The 17,226-nt window shown below is 31.3% G+C and carries 17 protein-coding genes; 7 read left to right on the top strand and 10 right to left on the bottom strand.

What is annotated here, in order from left to right:
• Window positions 1-43: 43 nt before the first annotated feature.
• The 3 genes from EYR00_RS01140 to EYR00_RS01130 all read left to right on the top strand — a co-directional run bounded on the left by EYR00_RS01140 (window position 44) and on the right by EYR00_RS01130 (window position 2,841).
• A complete protein-coding gene (locus EYR00_RS01140) occupies window positions 44-1,471 on the top strand; it encodes a leucyl aminopeptidase family protein (protein ID WP_022008112.1) in 1,428 nt (475 codons plus the stop codon).
• 114 nt (window positions 1,472-1,585) lie between these two features.
• Entirely contained in the window at window positions 1,586-2,215 is a 630-nt protein-coding gene (locus EYR00_RS01135; protein WP_003535116.1) for a hypothetical protein, read from the top strand.
• A complete protein-coding gene (locus tag EYR00_RS01130; protein ID WP_003535117.1) occupies window positions 2,212-2,841 on the top strand; it encodes a LytR/AlgR family response regulator transcription factor in 630 nt (209 codons plus the stop codon). Before EYR00_RS01135 ends, EYR00_RS01130 begins: the two co-directional genes overlap by 4 nt.
• 106 nt (window positions 2,842-2,947) lie before the next feature.
• On the opposite strand, the gene EYR00_RS01125 is transcribed toward EYR00_RS01130, so the two are convergent.
• From EYR00_RS01125 to EYR00_RS01095, 7 genes are all read right to left on the bottom strand, one after another.
• Window positions 2,948-3,427: a GNAT family N-acetyltransferase gene (locus tag EYR00_RS01125; RefSeq protein ID WP_003535119.1), complete on the bottom strand. Its 480-nt coding sequence runs from the start codon at window positions 3,425-3,427 to the stop codon at window positions 2,948-2,950.
• A gap of 240 nt (window positions 3,428-3,667) precedes the next feature.
• Entirely contained in the window at window positions 3,668-4,030 is a 363-nt protein-coding gene (gene spx / locus EYR00_RS01120; protein WP_003535121.1) for a transcriptional regulator Spx, read from the bottom strand.
• Window positions 4,031-4,063: 33 nt separating this feature from the next.
• Entirely contained in the window at window positions 4,064-4,555 is a 492-nt protein-coding gene (locus EYR00_RS01115) for an HD domain-containing protein (protein WP_003535122.1), read from the bottom strand.
• Complete coding sequence (gene noc, locus EYR00_RS01110; RefSeq protein ID WP_003535123.1) at window positions 4,555-5,322, bottom strand: nucleoid occlusion protein; 768 nt, start codon at window positions 5,320-5,322, stop codon at window positions 4,555-4,557. Before noc ends, EYR00_RS01115 begins: the two co-directional genes overlap by 1 nt.
• Before the next feature lie 8 nt (window positions 5,323-5,330).
• A complete protein-coding gene (rsmG, locus tag EYR00_RS01105; protein WP_003535124.1) occupies window positions 5,331-6,032 on the bottom strand; it encodes a 16S rRNA (guanine(527)-N(7))-methyltransferase RsmG in 702 nt (233 codons plus the stop codon).
• Window positions 6,033-6,034: 2 nt separating this feature from the next.
• Complete coding sequence (gene mnmG, locus EYR00_RS01100) at window positions 6,035-7,897, bottom strand: tRNA uridine-5-carboxymethylaminomethyl(34) synthesis enzyme MnmG (protein ID WP_003535126.1); 1,863 nt, start codon at window positions 7,895-7,897, stop codon at window positions 6,035-6,037.
• 64 nt (window positions 7,898-7,961) lie between these two features.
• Entirely contained in the window at window positions 7,962-8,513 is a 552-nt protein-coding gene (locus tag EYR00_RS01095; protein ID WP_003535128.1) for a manganese efflux pump, read from the bottom strand.
• Between the two features lie 101 nt (window positions 8,514-8,614).
• Between EYR00_RS01095 and EYR00_RS01090 the strand changes: the two genes are divergently transcribed.
• A complete protein-coding gene (locus EYR00_RS01090) occupies window positions 8,615-9,241 on the top strand; it encodes a DUF2238 domain-containing protein (RefSeq protein WP_003535130.1) in 627 nt (208 codons plus the stop codon).
• A 609-nt stretch (window positions 9,242-9,850) separates the two neighbouring features.
• Complete coding sequence (locus tag EYR00_RS01085; protein WP_003535132.1) at window positions 9,851-10,099, top strand: hypothetical protein; 249 nt, start codon at window positions 9,851-9,853, stop codon at window positions 10,097-10,099.
• A gap of 115 nt (window positions 10,100-10,214) precedes the next feature.
• Here EYR00_RS01085 and EYR00_RS01080 read toward each other — a convergent pair whose 3' ends face one another.
• Window positions 10,215-10,544 (bottom strand): hypothetical protein, encoded by a 330-nt coding sequence (locus EYR00_RS01080; RefSeq protein WP_003535133.1) that lies wholly within the window; start codon window positions 10,542-10,544, stop codon window positions 10,215-10,217.
• A 169-nt stretch (window positions 10,545-10,713) separates the two neighbouring features.
• Here EYR00_RS01080 and EYR00_RS01075 point away from each other — a divergent pair, with 169 nt between their 5' ends.
• On the top strand, window positions 10,714-11,625 hold the full coding sequence (locus EYR00_RS01075) for an AEC family transporter (protein ID WP_003535135.1): 912 nt from the start codon (window positions 10,714-10,716) through the stop codon (window positions 11,623-11,625).
• A gap of 281 nt (window positions 11,626-11,906) precedes the next feature.
• Here EYR00_RS01075 and EYR00_RS01070 read toward each other — a convergent pair whose 3' ends face one another.
• Both EYR00_RS01070 and EYR00_RS01065 read right to left on the bottom strand, forming a co-directional pair.
• Complete coding sequence (locus EYR00_RS01070) at window positions 11,907-12,836, bottom strand: G5 domain-containing protein (RefSeq protein ID WP_003535138.1); 930 nt, start codon at window positions 12,834-12,836, stop codon at window positions 11,907-11,909.
• Between the two features lie 11 nt (window positions 12,837-12,847).
• Entirely contained in the window at window positions 12,848-13,606 is a 759-nt protein-coding gene (locus EYR00_RS01065; protein ID WP_003535140.1) for a TatD family hydrolase, read from the bottom strand.
• Between the two features lie 807 nt (window positions 13,607-14,413).
• Here EYR00_RS01065 and EYR00_RS01060 point away from each other — a divergent pair.
• Window positions 14,414-17,224, top strand: coding sequence for a cation-translocating P-type ATPase (locus EYR00_RS01060; protein WP_003535141.1), 2,811 nt, complete (start codon window positions 14,414-14,416; stop codon window positions 17,222-17,224).
• Window positions 17,225-17,226 lie beyond the last annotated feature (2 nt).

Here is a 17,226-nt window from a genome sequence, read left to right as displayed (position 1 = left end):
ATTAAGAAAAAATGATAATCTTATAAGTACGGAGGTAACATACATGAAACAAATAAAAAATATAAATATTGAAACTTTAGAAAATAATTTAATTTATCCAATCTATGAAGATCAACTAATTGATCCACAATTAAATAAAGTTCTAGATTACAATCTTGATAAACTTGTTAATAAGAAGTTTAAAGAACTAACTGTAATTCATACTTTAGGAAAATATAAATTTGAAACAATTACATTTATTGGTTTAGGTTCTTCAAAAAAAATAACAAGCAAACAAATAAGAGATATTGCTGCTTTAATTAAATTAGATGAACATGCTACTATTTATCTTGAAGGGATAAACACTGATCATCTTGATATTCATACAATTACAAGAGCTTTTATCGAAAGTTATTTACAAAATTCATATCAAGAACATAAAATTGGTCATGAGCCAAAAGTAATTCATGAATTTGATATAATATTTAGCCAGGCTGAACTTGAAAATGATATCCAATTAGGGAAAGTTTATGGTGAGGGAATTAATTATGCGCGGATGCTTAGCGATACACCATCAAATTTAATGACACCTGATACCCTGGTTGATGAAGCGATAAAGCTTAGTCAAAAATATCCACAACTAGAATGCACAATCTTAAATAAAAGTAATTTAGAAAAAATGGAAGCTGGAGGAATTTTATCAGTTAATCAAGGCAGCAATATTCCTGCTTATATGATTTGTTTAAAATATAATAATAGTGACGATCCTTATACTGCTGTAATTGGTAAAGGCTTAACATTTGATTCCGGTGGTTATAATCTTAAAAGTGACAGTTATGGTATGAAATATGATATGTGTGGTGGTGCTGATGTTTTAGGAGTAATGCAAATCTTAGCAGCTAGTCAGGCCAAAGCAAATGTCTATGGAATCATTCCAACAACAGAAAATCTTGTTAGTGACAAAGCTTACAAACCTCAAGATGTTATTACAACCCTCTCTAAAAAAACAGTCGAAATCGTTAGCACTGATGCAGAGGGACGATTAATTTTATGTGATGCTATTACATATGTCCAACAACTTGGAGTGAAGAAAATCATTGATCTTGCAACCCTTACCGGCGCTTGTGTTTCAGCACTTGGTGATGTATATACCGGTGTTTTCAGTAATTGTGATGAATACTATGATGAATTTGTCCAAGCGTTACAGATTAGTGATGAAAAAGGTTGGCGCCTTCCGCTTGATTCTGAATATTTTGAAAAATTAAAATCAACTAGTGCTGATTTCAAAAACTCAGCTGGTAAACCTGGAGGCGGAGCTAGTGTTGCAGCGAACTTTTTAGAAGCTTTTATCGAAGAAGGAACACAATGGTTACATCTTGATATCGCCGGTAGTGCTGACAATGATGGAACCGGAGCTACTGGTGCGATGATTCGTAGTGTTGTAAATATGATTAACTTAAAACAATCGTCAAAAAGTGAGCGTATCAAATAATACTCTCACTTTTTTTCTTAAAAACATTAATGCCATAAAAAAATACATTCGTGCCATACTCATTTTCTATCTTATGATTATTCATATAATGATAGATGTAAGGAGGAATTAAAAATGAAAGACAAAATTTTAATTGGTGAAAAAATGACGAAAAAAGGAGTGTTCCTTAACTATTTAGGTTTAGTATTTTTTGGAATTATTGCGGTAGTTGGCTATAATGGATTAATTTCTAAATATCTTCATCTAAATAATCAGCTTAATATTCTAATCATGATATTTATCTTTATTGCGGTTTTGCTATTCTTAACCCCAATCATCGGCTCTAGTGAAATAATTGAATTCAATCATAATGAAGTCCGCTACTTCCACACTAAGGGATATTTCCAACAATTTGCTGAAGTTATTAGAATTCTTACAGGTAAACAAGCAGTCCCTGATATTACTTTAAAAACAAAGGACATTGAACAAGTTAATTTATCATATGTACCATTTTTAATGATGTATGCTCAACAAGGTTATCAAATTAAAATAACTTTCCTAATGAAAGATGGAACTACTCTAGCATTTTTACCAAGTACTATTGATCAAATGGAAAAAGGAGATTATGAATCTGCATTTAAGATTTTAGAAACAAATGGTGTAGAAATTGTTGATAAATTAATGCTTAGAAAAGCATTGAAGATGAATAAGAATGATTTTTATCAATATGTTAATACGATTGAAAAAGGACGTAATAAAAAATGAAAGTTATTTTAGAATGTTCTCATCAATATATCAACACAATAAAGCGAAAACTTAATGCACATTTAGAGCAAATAACTTATTTAGATTCATTTACGGGTAATGATCTATCATTATTTATTAAAGAAGTAAAAAACCTTGAAGACATTGAAAACATTAAAAATATTAAAAGTATTTCAAACGCTAATATTGTTTGTCTAATTGACAGTGGTTTATTTATGTTTGAGCTTTTAGAATTTAACCCACTTGCCTTTATTCGAAGTGCCAATATTAATGCCGATCTTGATGAATTAATCAACCGGATTGAGTACCTCAATAAAGGCCTAGGGGTAATGCTTGAATTTCAATGTGGTTATCAAACAGTTAGAATGAATGTAAAAAATATTACTTATGTTGAATCATATGCTCATTATCTTTTAATTCACACATTAAATTCAACGGTTAAGGTTAGAGAAAAAATATCAGTGGCTTTACAAAAACTTGAACCCTTGGGTTTTATCCAAGTACATCGATCATATGTCATTAATCATGACCGGATTAAAAAAATAGATACTGATAATATTACGTTATCTGATGAAACTATCATTCCTATTGGAAAAAAATATAAGCAGGCTCTAAAGAATCATTAATCTTCCTATATTGTAAGTTATCTCTTTAAGAATAAAACATCCCCTTATTAGGAGGATGTTTTATTCTTAATTAATGTCATTTTCTTAAAAACTACTAATTATCATATTACGATTTATCAAAAATTGTTTCCATATGAACTTTCTGTGGTTTAAGTCCACATGATTCATAAAATTTCATCGCTGATGCATTACAGCTCCAAACATTGAGTGTTAAATTATAACATCCGCTCTTTTGGGCAAAATCTTTGGAATATTCATAAAGCTGCTTACCTATATGTTGCCCTCTTGAATTTTCATCAACACATAGATCATCAATATATAATGTTTTTACATCTGTTAAAATATTGCTATCTAAATATTGTTCAAAAATACAAAATACATAGCCTAAAACAACTTCATTATTATCAACTGCAACGAAGATTGGTCTATTATCATCTTTGATTATTTGCATAAGCTGATCATCACTATATTTTCTTGCCCCTTTTTTAAATAAATCCGGTCTTCCCTTATGATGCACAAGACAAACTTGTTTCAACAAATTATTGATCTGAGTAATATCTCTATTTTCTGCTCTACGAATTAACATGACTGCCTCCTTAAATAACCCTCAATTCTTAATATTATCCTTCATAATACCTATAGACTTATTTTCATTTATCAACTATTAATTATACTACTTTTTTACTAAATTATAATACTTTCAAATTAATTTCTTCAAAAATCCTCTTATTATCTCCCTTAATCAGTTTCTATAAATATTTAAAAAAATTATAACCATGCTCTTTTTACATAAAGTAAAAAGTCTAGATTTTAATATCTAGACTAACTATCCTCTTTGATGACGAGGAATGAATGTTCTTATTTCTTCTTCATTGTATCCAACTTGAAAACGATGCTCATCCATTAGAATTGGTCTTTTTAAAATTGAAGGATTGGCTTTAATGAAGGCGATTAATTCATCCATTTTCATATTATCAAAATCAATTTTATTTGATTTAATTATTTTACTATTTTTAGAAAGAATATCATCTGTTCCGTTTTCACAGCGCTCTAAAATTTCACGTAATTCATTAGCATGCAAATCAGACGAAAAAATATTTTTTTCAATAAAACTCAAATTATGCTCTTTTAACCAGGCAATAACTTTTCGACATGACTGACTTCCTGGAGCTGTATATACTCGAATCATAATAATCCTCCATCTATAAAATAAGGACTATTACTAGCCCTTCATAAACATTGTCCTACAAATTCTTTTTCCCATATTTGTTTTAAAGATTTTTTGATAAGCACTGTTAATCGCCATTTCTTCACTTTCGCTTTCAAAAAGATTAACTAAAAAATCTGCTTCAACCAAAATTTGATAATCTAAACCATCTATTTCACTATAAGTATGATGATGACCAACAAGATAAGCAACTCGTTCTATTAAAGCTTCATCATAATTTAAACGATTTAGCAGCTTAATCGCTTCTGCCGGTCCTAACTCTTCTTGATACTTACCATTAGAACTATTATATTTTTCCCAAGCAGGTTTAATTCCAATATCATGAACAATTGCGGCAACTTCCAATCTTTCTTGTTCTTGTGTAGATAACCCCTCATCAATTCCGATTACTCTAGCAAAGCTGTGGACTTTAATCAAATGCTGAATTTGTTTAGGGTGCCCTTGATAAAAATCAATCATCGCTAATATTAAATCATTTATCTTCATTATTTTTTTACCCTTAATGTAATAATATATTCATCGTCAGCTTCTTCAGTTTCACTAATAACTTCAATTCCCGATTTTTGAATCAATTCTGTAGCTTGATTGATTGTATTGATTGCGATTTTAAAATTACGAGATACTTTAGTTGGACCTTTTTTATTTTTAGGTTTTGTTTTAACTGGTTTACTAATCAAAGACTCTGTTTGTTTTACATTTAATGATTTTTTTAAGACTTCTTGCAATACCGTTTGCTGTTTATCAGCTTCCAAGCCAATCATTGCACGGGCATGGCGCTCTGTAATCTGTTTTGATTTTAAAGCATGTTTAACATCATCTGATAACTTTAATAACCGTAATTTATTAGCAATCGTCGACTGTTTTTTCCCTACTTTATTAGCTAATTCGGTTTGATTCATATCATATGTATCAATCAATGTTTTATATGCATTGGCTTCCTCGATCGGTGATAAGTTTTCACGCTGAATATTTTCAATGATCGCTAATGTATCAACTTGTTTATCATCAATATCTTTAATAACGCAAGGCACTGTTTTTAATCCTGCTAACTTACTTGCTCGATAACGACGTTCTCCTGCAACAATTTGATATCCACGATTATATTTACGTACAATAATCGGCTGGATCAAACCATTCTCTTTGATTGAAGCTGCTAATTCCTCAATCTTTTCATCATCAAAAACAGTTCTTGGTTGATTTTCATTCGCTGAAATTTTTTCAATATCAATTTGTTTATATACTTTCTCTAACATAACTTCTCCTATAGGGGTTGTTTTTTTATTTTTCCAAACATTCGTGGATATTTGGCTGGAGTATCCCTTACCTTTTTTATAATGATATTACTTCGATGATTATCATTTGTTAAAGTAAAATCAATTGATTTTTCCACTTGACCACCTAACAAAACAATGCCCTTACCAGCTTCCTCTAATTCTTCCGTAGCCTTTAACCCTTTAAGGGCTAAAAAGTATCCTCCTACTTTCACTAAAGGTAAGCACAGCTCATCAAGAATATTTAAACGGGCTACTGCGCGCGCCATAACAATATCACATTTTTGGCGATGATCTTTAGCATAATCTTCTGCTCTTGCGCTAATAGCTTGACAATTACTTAAATTTAACTCTTTAAATAAATGATTTAAGAATGTGATTCTTTTTGTTAGTGAATCAACTATAGTAATTTTTAACTCAGGATATACAATTTTTAATGGTACACTAGGAAATCCTGCCCCAGCACCCACATCAACAATATTTTGATCAGTAAAATCAAAATCAAAAGCAATCGTTAATGAATCATAAAAATGTTTTAAATAAACCCCTTCTTCATCAGTAATTGCTGTTAAATTCATTTTTTCATTCCATTCAACCAATATCTTAAAATATTGTTTAAATTGATTGACTTGTTGGGGGGTTAAAGTAATTCCTTTAGTTTCTAATTGTTTAATGAATTCTAATTCATTCATGTCTATTCCTCATTATATTTCTGTTTTAAATAGATTAATAAAACGGATATATCCGCAGGATTGATTCCGGAAATACGTGATGCCTGTCCAATCGTTAGTGGCCGAATTTTTGATAACTTTTGCTTTGCTTCTAATGCTAAATTGCTAATATCTTCATAATCAATATCTGCCGGAATTTTCTTTTCTTCCATTTTGACTTGCTTGTCAGCCTGACGTCGAGCCTTATCAATATATCCCTTATATTTAATTAAAATAGTCACCCGTTTACGTTGTTCTTCACTTAGTTTTGGAGCTTCAACATATGGTAAGATTTTTTCATATGTTAATTCTGGCCTTTTGATTAATTCTTTAGCACTAATGCCTTCCGTTAAACGTGCTGAACCAAAATGCTCCAAAGCATCATTGATCTCATGTTTAGGAGTAAAACGAATCGTATCCAAACGATCAATTTCTGCAAAAATTTCTGACATTTTATCAAGATAAGCCTGGTATATTTGATCACTTACTAATCCCACATCATGTCCATACTTCATTAGTCTTTCATCTGCATTATCATGACGAATCAATAAACGGTACTCAGCTCTACTTGTCAACATTCGGTATGGCTCATCAGTTCCTTTAGTCACTAAATCATCAATCATTACCCCAATATAAGCCTCATCGCGTTTTAAAATCAATGGCTCTTTTCCTTGATTTTTTAAAGTTGCATTAATTCCTGCAATCAAACCTTGACCTGCCGCTTCTTCATATCCACTTGTTCCATTAATTTGACCAGCAGTAAATAGATTTTTAATTATTTTTGTTTCCAATGATGGCCATAATTGTAGTGGATCTATAGCATCATACTCAATTGCATAAGCATACTTTAAAATCTTACAATTTTCTAATCCTGGGATAGTCCGAATCATTTCTTCTTGAACATCATGTGGTAATGAAGTTGAAAAACCTTGCACATAAATCGTATCCATCTCTGCTGATTCAGGTTCCAAGAAGATTTGATGTTGTGGTTTATCCGAAAATTTAACAATCTTATCTTCAATCGATGGGCAATAGCGTGGTCCAATTCCTTTCACAATACCACTGTACATACTTGAACGATGTAGATTATCACGAATAATCTGATGAGTTTTTTCATTAGTGTAAGTCAGATAACATGGTGTTTGTTCTTCAATAGGAATAAACTCATTAGTTTGATAACTAAATGCCAAATTAGCATCAGTTCCTGGCTGTAAACTTGTCTTTGAGTAATCAACACTATTAATCTCTACTCGAGGTGGTGTTCCCGTCTTAAGCCGTTGAATCCGCATCCCTAAATTAGCTAATTTTTCTGATAAATATTTTGATTCTTTCTGCTGATCAGGACCACTTGCATGCTTTTGATCACCACATAAAATCTCTGCTTTTAGATATGTACCAGTTGTTAAGATAACCATCCTTCCTTCAATAGTTTGGCCATTATCCAAAATAACTCCTTTTACACAATTATCTTCAACAATCAAATCCTCTACCATTCCCTCAATGATATCAAGATTCTCCTGTTTTTTTAATACTTCTTGCATATATCGAGGATATACTTTTTTATCAGCTTGAGCCCGTAAAGATTGAACCCCTGGACCTTTAGCGGTGTTTAACATTTTCATTTGTAAGTAGGTTTTATCAGCAGTTTTAGGCATTTGTCCTCCTAATGCATCTATTTCCCGGACAATAATTCCTTTAGCTGGTCCCCCGATTGATGTATTACAAGGAAGGCTTCCAACATTATCAAAGTTAGAAGTAACTAAAACTGTTTTCTGATTCATTCTCGCTGGTGCCAACGCTGCCTCAATTCCTGCGTGCCCACCACCGACTACTATAATATCGTACATTATATTTCCCTCCTTAATCCTAATCTATTGTACTACAAATTTCCTATTTTTAAAACAATAATCATTAGATTGTCAATTCATACAAACCAAGGATAATTAAAATAATTCCTGAGATTATATCAGCGTATTTTCCCTTAAAATTTAATCGCTTAAATTTTTGACCAGTTCCAATAAAAACATAACTACAAACAAAGGTTGTTAAAGAAGTAATCAACTCCGGCATTCCAGTAATACTTGCACCAATTCCTAAAGCTACATTATTAATGGTTAAAACCAATGATAAGACTAAAGTTTCTTTTAAAGAAATATTTTTTACTGCTGATAAATGATTAGTAACAATGATTTCATCACACTCTTTCAATGACTTAACAACAGTATAGATTCCTATTAATAGTAACAGACTGCTTCCTAAAAAGTCTGCCAATGATAAAGAAATATAATTAGTTAAAAAATGTCCAAAGCGCATTGCACCATAAGTACCGATCATTGTAATAAATGCAATCATAAAATTTTTTTGATGATTAATATGTGTTTTTTTGATCCCATAAGCTATTCCGATGCTTAGAGCATCGATATTCGCGGATACAGCATAGAGAACTGCTGAAAATATATGCATAAACTCACCCCATCTAATTTATGCATAATAACCATTTAGCTCTGGGCATCAGGAAATAAATTTAGTAATTATGGTATACTATAATAAGGAGTCGAATAATTATGAAAAATAAAAAAACTAATTTTATTTATAAAAGCTGTATTTTAATCTATCTTATTTCTCTAGTTTACGCTTTTTATCTTAACTGGGGAGGAAAATATTTTAGTATGACAATCGTTGCTTGTCTTACCCCATTCATTATGCCTTTATTAATGAAATTGTTAAAAATAGAAGTTCCTCAAGAATTTTATATTATCAATATCATTTTTGTCTATTTTGCAAGTTTGTGGGGGAGTTGTTTAGGGGGTTATCATCTTCCATATTTTGATAAGTTCACCCATTTTTTCAGTGGAATTATTTTTTGTGAGATAGCTTATATCTTTTATAAACACTTTTTACCTAATGAAAAAAGAAAATTTTTGATGTTTATTTTCATTAATGCCCTTAATGCGATGATTGCCTTATTTTGGGAATTTTATGAATATGCTCTATTGTTCTTTTTTAACTATGATGCAATTAATCATTACTCAACAGGCATTCACGATAGTATTACCGATATGCTGGTAGCTGTAATTGGTAGTTTCATTTTAAGCTTATATCTTACTCATTACGATCAGCGTAATGATAATCATTTTTTTATTAAATTAGCTAAAAATATTAAATTTAACAAAACTTCTCATCCTAACTAATTTCATCTAAGGAGGAAGCTGTGTATCAACTTAATGGTGTTTGCATGATTTGGCATACGACAAAAAGCAATATATTACTACGACACCAAGGTTTGATAAAGATATCCTATGATATTCATAGTAGAAAAGTGATTAATGATAATAATGTTAATTTAATCAAATACACCTGTTTTTATCGTTAATCTGATTATTCTATTCTCCAACAATTATTAGAGATATTTTGTATTAAAAAAATAGCTGTTAGAAAATAAATTAAACAACTATCAAAGCTAGCAGTAAATAATTGAAAATTTCATTGCTGCTAGCCAAATAAATTTTGATTATAACTCACACACAGATTCTCTTCATTTGCATTTAACTGGTACTTGTCAACCTTACACTTTACATTGTAGTAAAGAAAAATATCGGCTAATTAATCTTTGACTCATTTAGCAACAATAGGCTTTTTGATTCATTTCTTATTAATCATTATTTATAATCTAGGAGATCACTAAACGTTCTATACAATAAAAACAATGACCGAGAACTGCAATATTATAATACTGGTATTTTATCACCTGCTTTAAAAAATGGTAAAATCGAATCTATACGGATAAAGAAGTTTTAATCATGAATCAAATTAAGTTTCATAAGCGTCTTGGTCTTATACTCGATGAAATCTACGATATTTTTAATTCATCTACTCGTCAAGAACAACTGAATGCTTTATTATTAAAAAAACTCACTGACTCAAAGCTTAAAATTGATTCTTGTTATACATCACTTGATAAAAGTAACTCTCTATTAAATTATGATTATAAGGATATTCCTACTTTAAAACACTATTTTAATAATTATCTCGTTTCATCAGTTTCTTAAATTATTTTTAATTTAGTCATCTACACCAGAATATTTAAAACAATCAGTCAGCTTATTTAAGAATTAATAAAGCACTCCCAGATTTGGTCATTCAAATCCCGAAGTGCTTTTTTCTTTAAGCTTCAATCAATTCATCATCAACATTATCATTTATTTCTTCAACAATCTCTTGCTTTGGGGCTCTAGGTTTAATAATACTAATTACCTTACCAAAGAAAACAAATGTCATTGCGTAAAAGAAATAACTAAATGTATTTGACATAAAATAAGCAACGATCTCACCAAAGTTTGCGCCCCACGAGATACTTCCTGCTTCAACATATGAGACTACAGATTGATAAGATATATTTACAGTATACCCAAAATAACAGATTATCAATAAAGCTATTGCATAACAAATTAGCGTAAACGCTGGTTTATAAAACCAATTCTTAATTTTTTCCATTTTTAAATCCCTTTCTATTTTTAAGATATTTTAACGAGAAAATACCGAATAAATATGTGATGAATACCTAATTGTATGGTTACACTAAAAACTTATTTCACTAATTGAAAATATTTTAAATTATTTTGTCGTAAATGCTATGATAAAGCCAATAAAGGAGTTGAATTGTATGATTGATATTTTAATTAAGGCCGGTGGCTTTATTTTAATTATTATGTTAGGATTTGCACTAAAGACAAAAGGGGTCTGTACCCGTGAACACGGAAGTTTTTTATCAACAATCATTATGAATATAACGCTTCCATGCTCATTACTTTCATCAATTAATAACCTTGAGATTACCCCCATCCTATTAGTAGCCCTTGCTTGTGGCTTCTTAGGCAATGTTATTACTAACCTTTCTGGTTACTTGATTCAAAAAAAAGAATCACCCATGACCAGAGCTCTATCGATGATCAACTCATCTGGCTATAATATCGGAACTTTTACTTTACCATTTGTTCAAAGTTTCTTTCCATCTAACTTGATTGGTTATGTTTGTCTTTTTGATACCGGCAATGCTTTAATGTGTTTAGGAGGTACTTATAGTGCTGCTAGTACAGTTGTAGCTAATGAAGAAAAACAAAGCTTTAAAACTGTTGCTAAAAAATTATTTTCATCAATTCCTTTTTGCACTTACATCATTTTGTTTTTCTTATCTTTATTTCATATTGCAATTCCTACACAAATTTTAACAGTTACTAGTATTGCTGGTAATGCTAATGCTTTTTTAGCAATGTTAATGATTGGAATTTTATTGGAAATAAAATTAGATTTATCACAAATCAGACTGATTAAAAAAATACTTTTAAACCGCTATGCAGTTACTTTGGGGTTATCCTTATTTGTATATTTTATTTTACCAATTGATTTAACTGTTAAAAAAATGATTATTTTATGCTTATGTTCGCCAATATCAGCTGTTGCCCCAGTTTTCTCAAATCGTTTAGGAAGTCGTTCCCCAGTTCCTTCAGCAATCAACTCTTTAAGTATTATTATTAGTATTTTTATTATGACGATTTTAATCTTATTTATGGTTTAATAAACCGGTATTTCTTTATGTATTGATTAAATTAATGATTTGTCGTATTTATTTAATACTTGATACAAAGGGATTCTCACAATACTTCTTACAGCCACATCAACAAGGCGAACCCCTTTTTCAATATCATTTGTTAATCGCTCTTTTAAACTTTTCTCATCTACTAAAAGCAAAATACGCTTTACTTCACAATCAATAAAATCTAATCATTCTAAACACATATCAATAATTTTTTGTTCATGTATCACCTAACAAAAAAACTAGTCATTAATTTGACTAGTTTATTTCCAGAAGTTTTTTCCACTTCCTACTGAGATAATTTTAAATTGGGTATTCTTTGATGTTCCACCAGTAAAATATTTACCAGCTTCAGTCCCATTAAAGATATCAATCTTGTTACCTTTAATTGCACCACCACGATCTACAACAATCCCATATGCAGTTGATTCAATACTTAAATTATGATTAGTAATTTCAATAATTGTTCCAAAAGGAATTGAAGGATCTGCAGCTAAGCAATAATATGAACGTCCATTATATGTTAATTTAGGACTGTTTGATCCTTGTACTCCAGAAATCGGACTTAATTTAATGCCGGTTGATGAAGTTCCATTTCCTCCAGCACAGTCGCCTCCATAAGTAGTCAGTCTTCCAGTAAAGAATGCTCCTTCTTGGACTGCACCTGTTTCAATTATTGTATCAGTAGCTTGTGATACCACCTGACTACCAATTAATTCTCTTCCTACTTCGTTACCATTTTCATAAGTTACGCGGTAAGTGTTTTTCACTTGCCCGTTTTGCCCTTGTTGCGCAACTTTCGTAGTAAATAACTCTAATCCAGTTGTATTTACCGTATTTGATTCTACTGTAATCATCTCGTCTATATCCGCTTGATTAACTCGAGTGATTTGTATTAAATCACCTTTATTTACAATATAATTTAAATCTAAATTTAAAATATCTTGAGGATTTACACTGATTTTTAAATCATCAAGAACACTTGATACTGACGCTTGTCTAATTAAATAGTCCTTTTGGTCTTGATTTCCATCTTGAACTTTTACATCAATTGTTTCCACGTAGTTATCAATTTGGTTTGTTGCTCCAGCATTTAATGTTGTCGCTACAATTCCAATATAGGCAATCATTACTACAAGTAACCCTTTCATTCTGGGGTCTGCATTAATAATAGCCTCTTTAATTTTTTTCATTAATTTTCCTCCTATTTAATACCAAAAAGTTTTTTGGCATTAAACGTTGTCGCACTTGCAACGTTTTCTATCTCCATGTTCTTTAGCTTAGCTATTTCCTGGGCAATATACACAACATTTGCAGGCTCATTTAACTTTCCCCTAAATGGATGAGGTGTTAAATAAGGACAGTCAGTTTCAATTAATAAATTCTCTAAGTTAATAGTTGCTGCCACATCTTTTGGAACTCTTGCATTCTTAAATGTCACCGGACCCGCTAAAGAAATGTAATAACCAAGTTTTACAAATCTTTCTGCCATTTCAACAGAGCCACTATAACAATGCATCACTCCAGGATGTCCATTCCGTTTTAGTACTTCGTAAGTGTCCTCATAGGCGTCGCGACAATGAATTACAACTGGCTTTTGGTGCTTCTTAGCTAAGTCCATCTGCCATTGAAATACTTCCATCTGCTTTTCCTTAGGAACACTGTCCCAATAATAATCGAGACCAATTTCTCCGAGTGCTACTACGCAAGGTTCTTCTAAGTACTTGTCGATGATGTTCATTTGATCTTTTGTTGTGTTTAAGCAATCGTTTGGTCCGATACCAACTGCAGCATATACGAACTCATATTGTTTAGCTAATTCGATTGCAATTTGAGACGACTTTAAGTCATAGCCTACGACAACCATATTGGTAACATTGTTATCTAGGGCTTTTTGAACAAACACATCGTGATCTTCATATAATTCATCACTATTCAAGTGACAATGAGTATCAAAGTACATAAATCTCACCTCCGCTGTATATTAACAAAATCAATTACATTTGTCAAATATCTAAACTCCAAGGCACTAGCTGCAAAGAAAAAACTATGATAAAATCGATATTTTTTTATTACTATATTCCTTTTTCCACATATTTTAACATACAAATTTCGATAAAACATAAATTTTTTAAGAAAAATACCATGTTTTTGTAGAGAAACGTAATAAAATAATCAAGTTGATTTTACAACCTAATTTTTGACAAAGTAATCATTTTTATACTAATATCACAAAAAAACAAGCAGAGGGAAAGCTGCTTGTTTCAAGTAATACAGATAGAGGGAAAGCTATCTGTTTTTATTTAGATATCAGGGAAAGGATATCATGAAGAGTAATTTATTGTAGAAAGAATTGTTATCTTTACTACAATTAACAGTATAGTAAGTAAATATCGTTAGATTTAATCAAAAATACCTAAAATTAACTATTAAATATGGATAAATATGTTAATGGATAAGAGTATAAAATACAATTGTTATGATTTGGTTACGTTTGATTAGTTTCGTTGACTCCTATTATTGCCTATGCTATTATTTTGGCATCGAATAAGTGGTGGAGTCTGTCATAAAGCAAAATGCTTTATTTATTCGATGTAAGCTTACGATTAAAAGAACTATTTTGATAGTTAAGTAAATTACGATTTAGACAGATTCAAGAAAGAATCTGTCTTTTTTATTTTGACAGGCCTTGAGGAGGGATAACGGGTATCGTTATAAATATATTTTTTGGTTTTTAATTTTAGGGAATGAGTATTAGGAGAATTGTCGTATGAATATTAATGAAGATAATGAATTGAATAATTATCAAATAATGTATGTGACCCCGGTTGAGGCCTATACCTTAATGGAAAGTAGTATGGACGGTTTATCTGAAGAACAGGTATCACATCGTCTCAAAAAGTATGGTAAGAATGAGATTTCCAAAAAGAAACAAAGTTCAATGTTTAAAAAACTAATTTCTAATTTTACTAGTCTAATGGCATTACTATTATGGGGTGGAGGATTACTAGCTATCCTTTCTGGAACAGTCGAATTAGGAATATCGATTTTCTGTGTCAATCTAATTAATGGCTTCTTTTCTTTCTTCCAAGAATTTAAAGCAGAAAAAGCAACTAGTGCGTTGCAAAAGATGATGCCATCTTATGCCCGAGTAGTACGTGATGGTAAAGAAGTAAAAATATTTGCTGAGGACATTGTTCCTGGTGATATAATGATTTTAGAAGAAGGTGACCGAATTTGTGGGGATGCTAGAATCTTACGTTGTAGTGATTTCCAAGTAGATCAATCAACTTTGACAGGTGAAAGTAATCCAATTAGAAAGAATTATGAGGCACTGCAAGAAAAAGTTTCATACTTAGAAGCTGAAAATATGATCTTTACCGGTACTACTGTTGCTTCTGGTACTTGCCACTGTGTTGTTGTTGCAACTGGAATGGATAGTGAATTTGGGAAAATTGCTAATTTAACTCAAAATACTGAAAAAAGCTTATCTCCATTACAAAAAGAACTTAATGTTCTAACTAAACAAATTGCAATTATTGCATTAAGTGTTGGAATCGTGTTTATGCTGATTGCTGTATTTGTAATTAAGGATCCCTTATTGGAGTCATTTATTTTTTCTTTAGGAATGATTGTTGCTTTTATTCCTGAAGGTCTTTTACCCGCTGTTACGTTATCACTTGCTTTATCTGTTCAACGAATGGCTAAAGATAACGCTTTAGTAAAGAAACTATCAGCCGTAGAAACTTTAGGATGTACAAATGTTATCTGTTCTGATAAAACTGGTACTTTAACTCAAAATGAAATGACGGTTAATCATCTTTGGACTCTTGATAGTCAAATGGATGTCAGCGGCGAAGGATATGTTCCAAATGGAAAAATCTATGTTGATGAACAAGAAATTACCGCAAAGAAAAGTAATGTTTTAAGACTATTATTAAGTGGTGCGGTACTTTGTTCAAACGCTAAGTTAGTACCACCACAAAATAAGAGTGTTAATCCACGTTATACAGTTTTAGGTGACCCTACTGAAGCATGTTTAGAAGTTGTAGCTAAAAAAGCTGAAATTGATCTTGATAAATTGAATAGTCAATATCCACGAATTTTAGAATTACCTTTTGAATCTCGACGGAAGCGAATGACAACGATCCATCAATTAAAAGACTCTTTTGAAGGCAATCAGAGAATTGCATTTGTAAAAGGGTCTCCAAAAGAAGTTATGGAATTATGTAATCGTTGTTTTAAAGGCAGTAAAGCCTGTCCAATCAGTGAAGAAGACCGCATCAATATTATGAAAGCAAACGATATGTATGCTCGTGAAGGGTTGCGAGTTTTAGCAGTAGCCTATCGTACTATTGCTCATAATGATAAAAAACTTCCTAGTTCAATTCGCGAATATACACCTGAATTAATTGAACAAGATCTAACTTTTTTAGGCTTGATTGCAATGCAGGACCCTCCACGAAGTGAAGTCAAAGAAGCTGTGGAATTATGCCATAGTGCCGGAATTAAAATCGTTATGATTACCGGAGATTATGGTTTAACAGCAGAAAGTATTGCTCGCAAAATTGGGATTATTAAAAGCGATACCGCTCGAATAGTTTCTGGAACAGAATTAAGCAAAATGAATGATCAAGAACTTAAAAACGTTTTAGAAGGCGAAGTGGTCTTTGCTCGAATGGCACCAGATCAAAAATATCGTATTGTTTGTGCTTTACAAGAAATGGGAAATATTGTAGCTGTAACTGGTGATGGTGTTAATGACTCTCCGGCTCTAAAAAAAGCGGATATTGGTGTTGCTATGGGAATAACTGGTACCGATGTTGCTAAAGAGGCTGCTGACATGATTTTAACAGATGATAATTTTGCCTCAATTGTTCGTGCAATCGAAGAAGGTCGTGCTGTTTATAATAATATTCGTAAATTCTTACGTTATATTTTTGATAGCAACACCCCAGAAGCTGCTGCCCCTGCTCTATATTTGCTTAGTGGCGGTTTAGTCCCAATGCCCCTTACAATCATGCAAATTTTAACTATTGATATTGGAACTGATATGATTCCTGCGCTTGGTTTAGGGGCAGAACATCCTGAAGATAATATTATGAATCAGCCACCTCGTCGAATCGATGAAAGATTACTTAATAAAAAAGTAATTTTAGTAGGTTTTATTTGGTATGGCTTGATTATAACGCTATTTGCCTTAGGAGGATATTTCCTTGTAAACTATTTGAATGGTTGGCCTCATAATCCATTGGCTCCAGAAGGAACTGCGCTCTATAACGAAGCAACGACGATGATGCTAGTTGGGGTTGTTTTTTCACAGATGGGAATGGTCATGAACAACCGAACTGAAAAAGAATCAGTATTTAAACGCGGAATCTTCTCCAATCATTATATTAATTTAGGATTAGTTGTAGAGTTTGTTATTTTATTAGCCGTAGTCTATATTCCTTTTTTAAATGGTATCTTCAATACTGCGCCAATTGGGTTAATAGAATGGCTATATGCTTTGCCAATTCCTTTTATTGTTTTTGGAATTGAGGAATTAAGAAAGAAAATATTAAGAAATAAAGACAAATAGGA

Origin of the sequence: Thomasclavelia ramosa DSM 1402 (assembly GCF_014131695.1) — a bacterium.
GTDB classification, from domain to species: Bacteria; Bacillota_I; Bacilli_A; order Erysipelotrichales; family Coprobacillaceae; genus Thomasclavelia; species Thomasclavelia ramosa.
The sequence above is the reverse complement of the archived record's forward strand: the minus strand, read 5'-3'. Positions and strand labels throughout refer to the sequence as shown.

Excerpts from the sequence above, each read along its gene's own strand:
- rsmG (WP_003535124.1), bottom strand. The coding sequence starts at position 6,032 with ATGAATGAATTAGAATTCATTAAACAATTAGAAACTAAAGGAATTACT.
- EYR00_RS01065 (WP_003535140.1), bottom strand. The coding sequence starts at position 13,606 with ATGTACTTTGATACTCATTGTCACTTGAATAGTGATGAATTATATGAA.
- EYR00_RS01115 (WP_003535122.1), bottom strand. The coding sequence starts at position 4,555 with ATGAAGATAAATGATTTAATATTAGCGATGATTGATTTTTATCAAGGG.
- EYR00_RS01095 (WP_003535128.1), bottom strand. The coding sequence starts at position 8,513 with ATGCATATATTTTCAGCAGTTCTCTATGCTGTATCCGCGAATATCGAT.
- EYR00_RS01070 (WP_003535138.1), bottom strand. The coding sequence starts at position 12,836 with ATGAAAAAAATTAAAGAGGCTATTATTAATGCAGACCCCAGAATGAAA.
- EYR00_RS01140 (WP_022008112.1), top strand. The coding sequence starts at position 44 with ATGAAACAAATAAAAAATATAAATATTGAAACTTTAGAAAATAATTTA.
- noc (WP_003535123.1), bottom strand. The coding sequence starts at position 5,322 with ATGTTAGAGAAAGTATATAAACAAATTGATATTGAAAAAATTTCAGCG.
- EYR00_RS01135 (WP_003535116.1), top strand. The coding sequence starts at position 1,586 with ATGAAAGACAAAATTTTAATTGGTGAAAAAATGACGAAAAAAGGAGTG.
- EYR00_RS01075 (WP_003535135.1), top strand. The coding sequence starts at position 10,714 with ATGATTGATATTTTAATTAAGGCCGGTGGCTTTATTTTAATTATTATG.
- EYR00_RS01130 (WP_003535117.1), top strand. The coding sequence starts at position 2,212 with ATGAAAGTTATTTTAGAATGTTCTCATCAATATATCAACACAATAAAG.
- EYR00_RS01080 (WP_003535133.1), bottom strand. The coding sequence starts at position 10,544 with ATGGAAAAAATTAAGAATTGGTTTTATAAACCAGCGTTTACGCTAATT.
- EYR00_RS01085 (WP_003535132.1), top strand. The coding sequence starts at position 9,851 with ATGAATCAAATTAAGTTTCATAAGCGTCTTGGTCTTATACTCGATGAA.
- EYR00_RS01125 (WP_003535119.1), bottom strand. The coding sequence starts at position 3,427 with ATGTTAATTCGTAGAGCAGAAAATAGAGATATTACTCAGATCAATAAT.
- mnmG (WP_003535126.1), bottom strand. The coding sequence starts at position 7,897 with ATGTACGATATTATAGTAGTCGGTGGTGGGCACGCAGGAATTGAGGCA.
- EYR00_RS01090 (WP_003535130.1), top strand. The coding sequence starts at position 8,615 with ATGAAAAATAAAAAAACTAATTTTATTTATAAAAGCTGTATTTTAATC.
- spx (WP_003535121.1), bottom strand. The coding sequence starts at position 4,030 with ATGATTCGAGTATATACAGCTCCAGGAAGTCAGTCATGTCGAAAAGTT.
- EYR00_RS01060 (WP_003535141.1), top strand. The coding sequence starts at position 14,414 with ATGAATATTAATGAAGATAATGAATTGAATAATTATCAAATAATGTAT.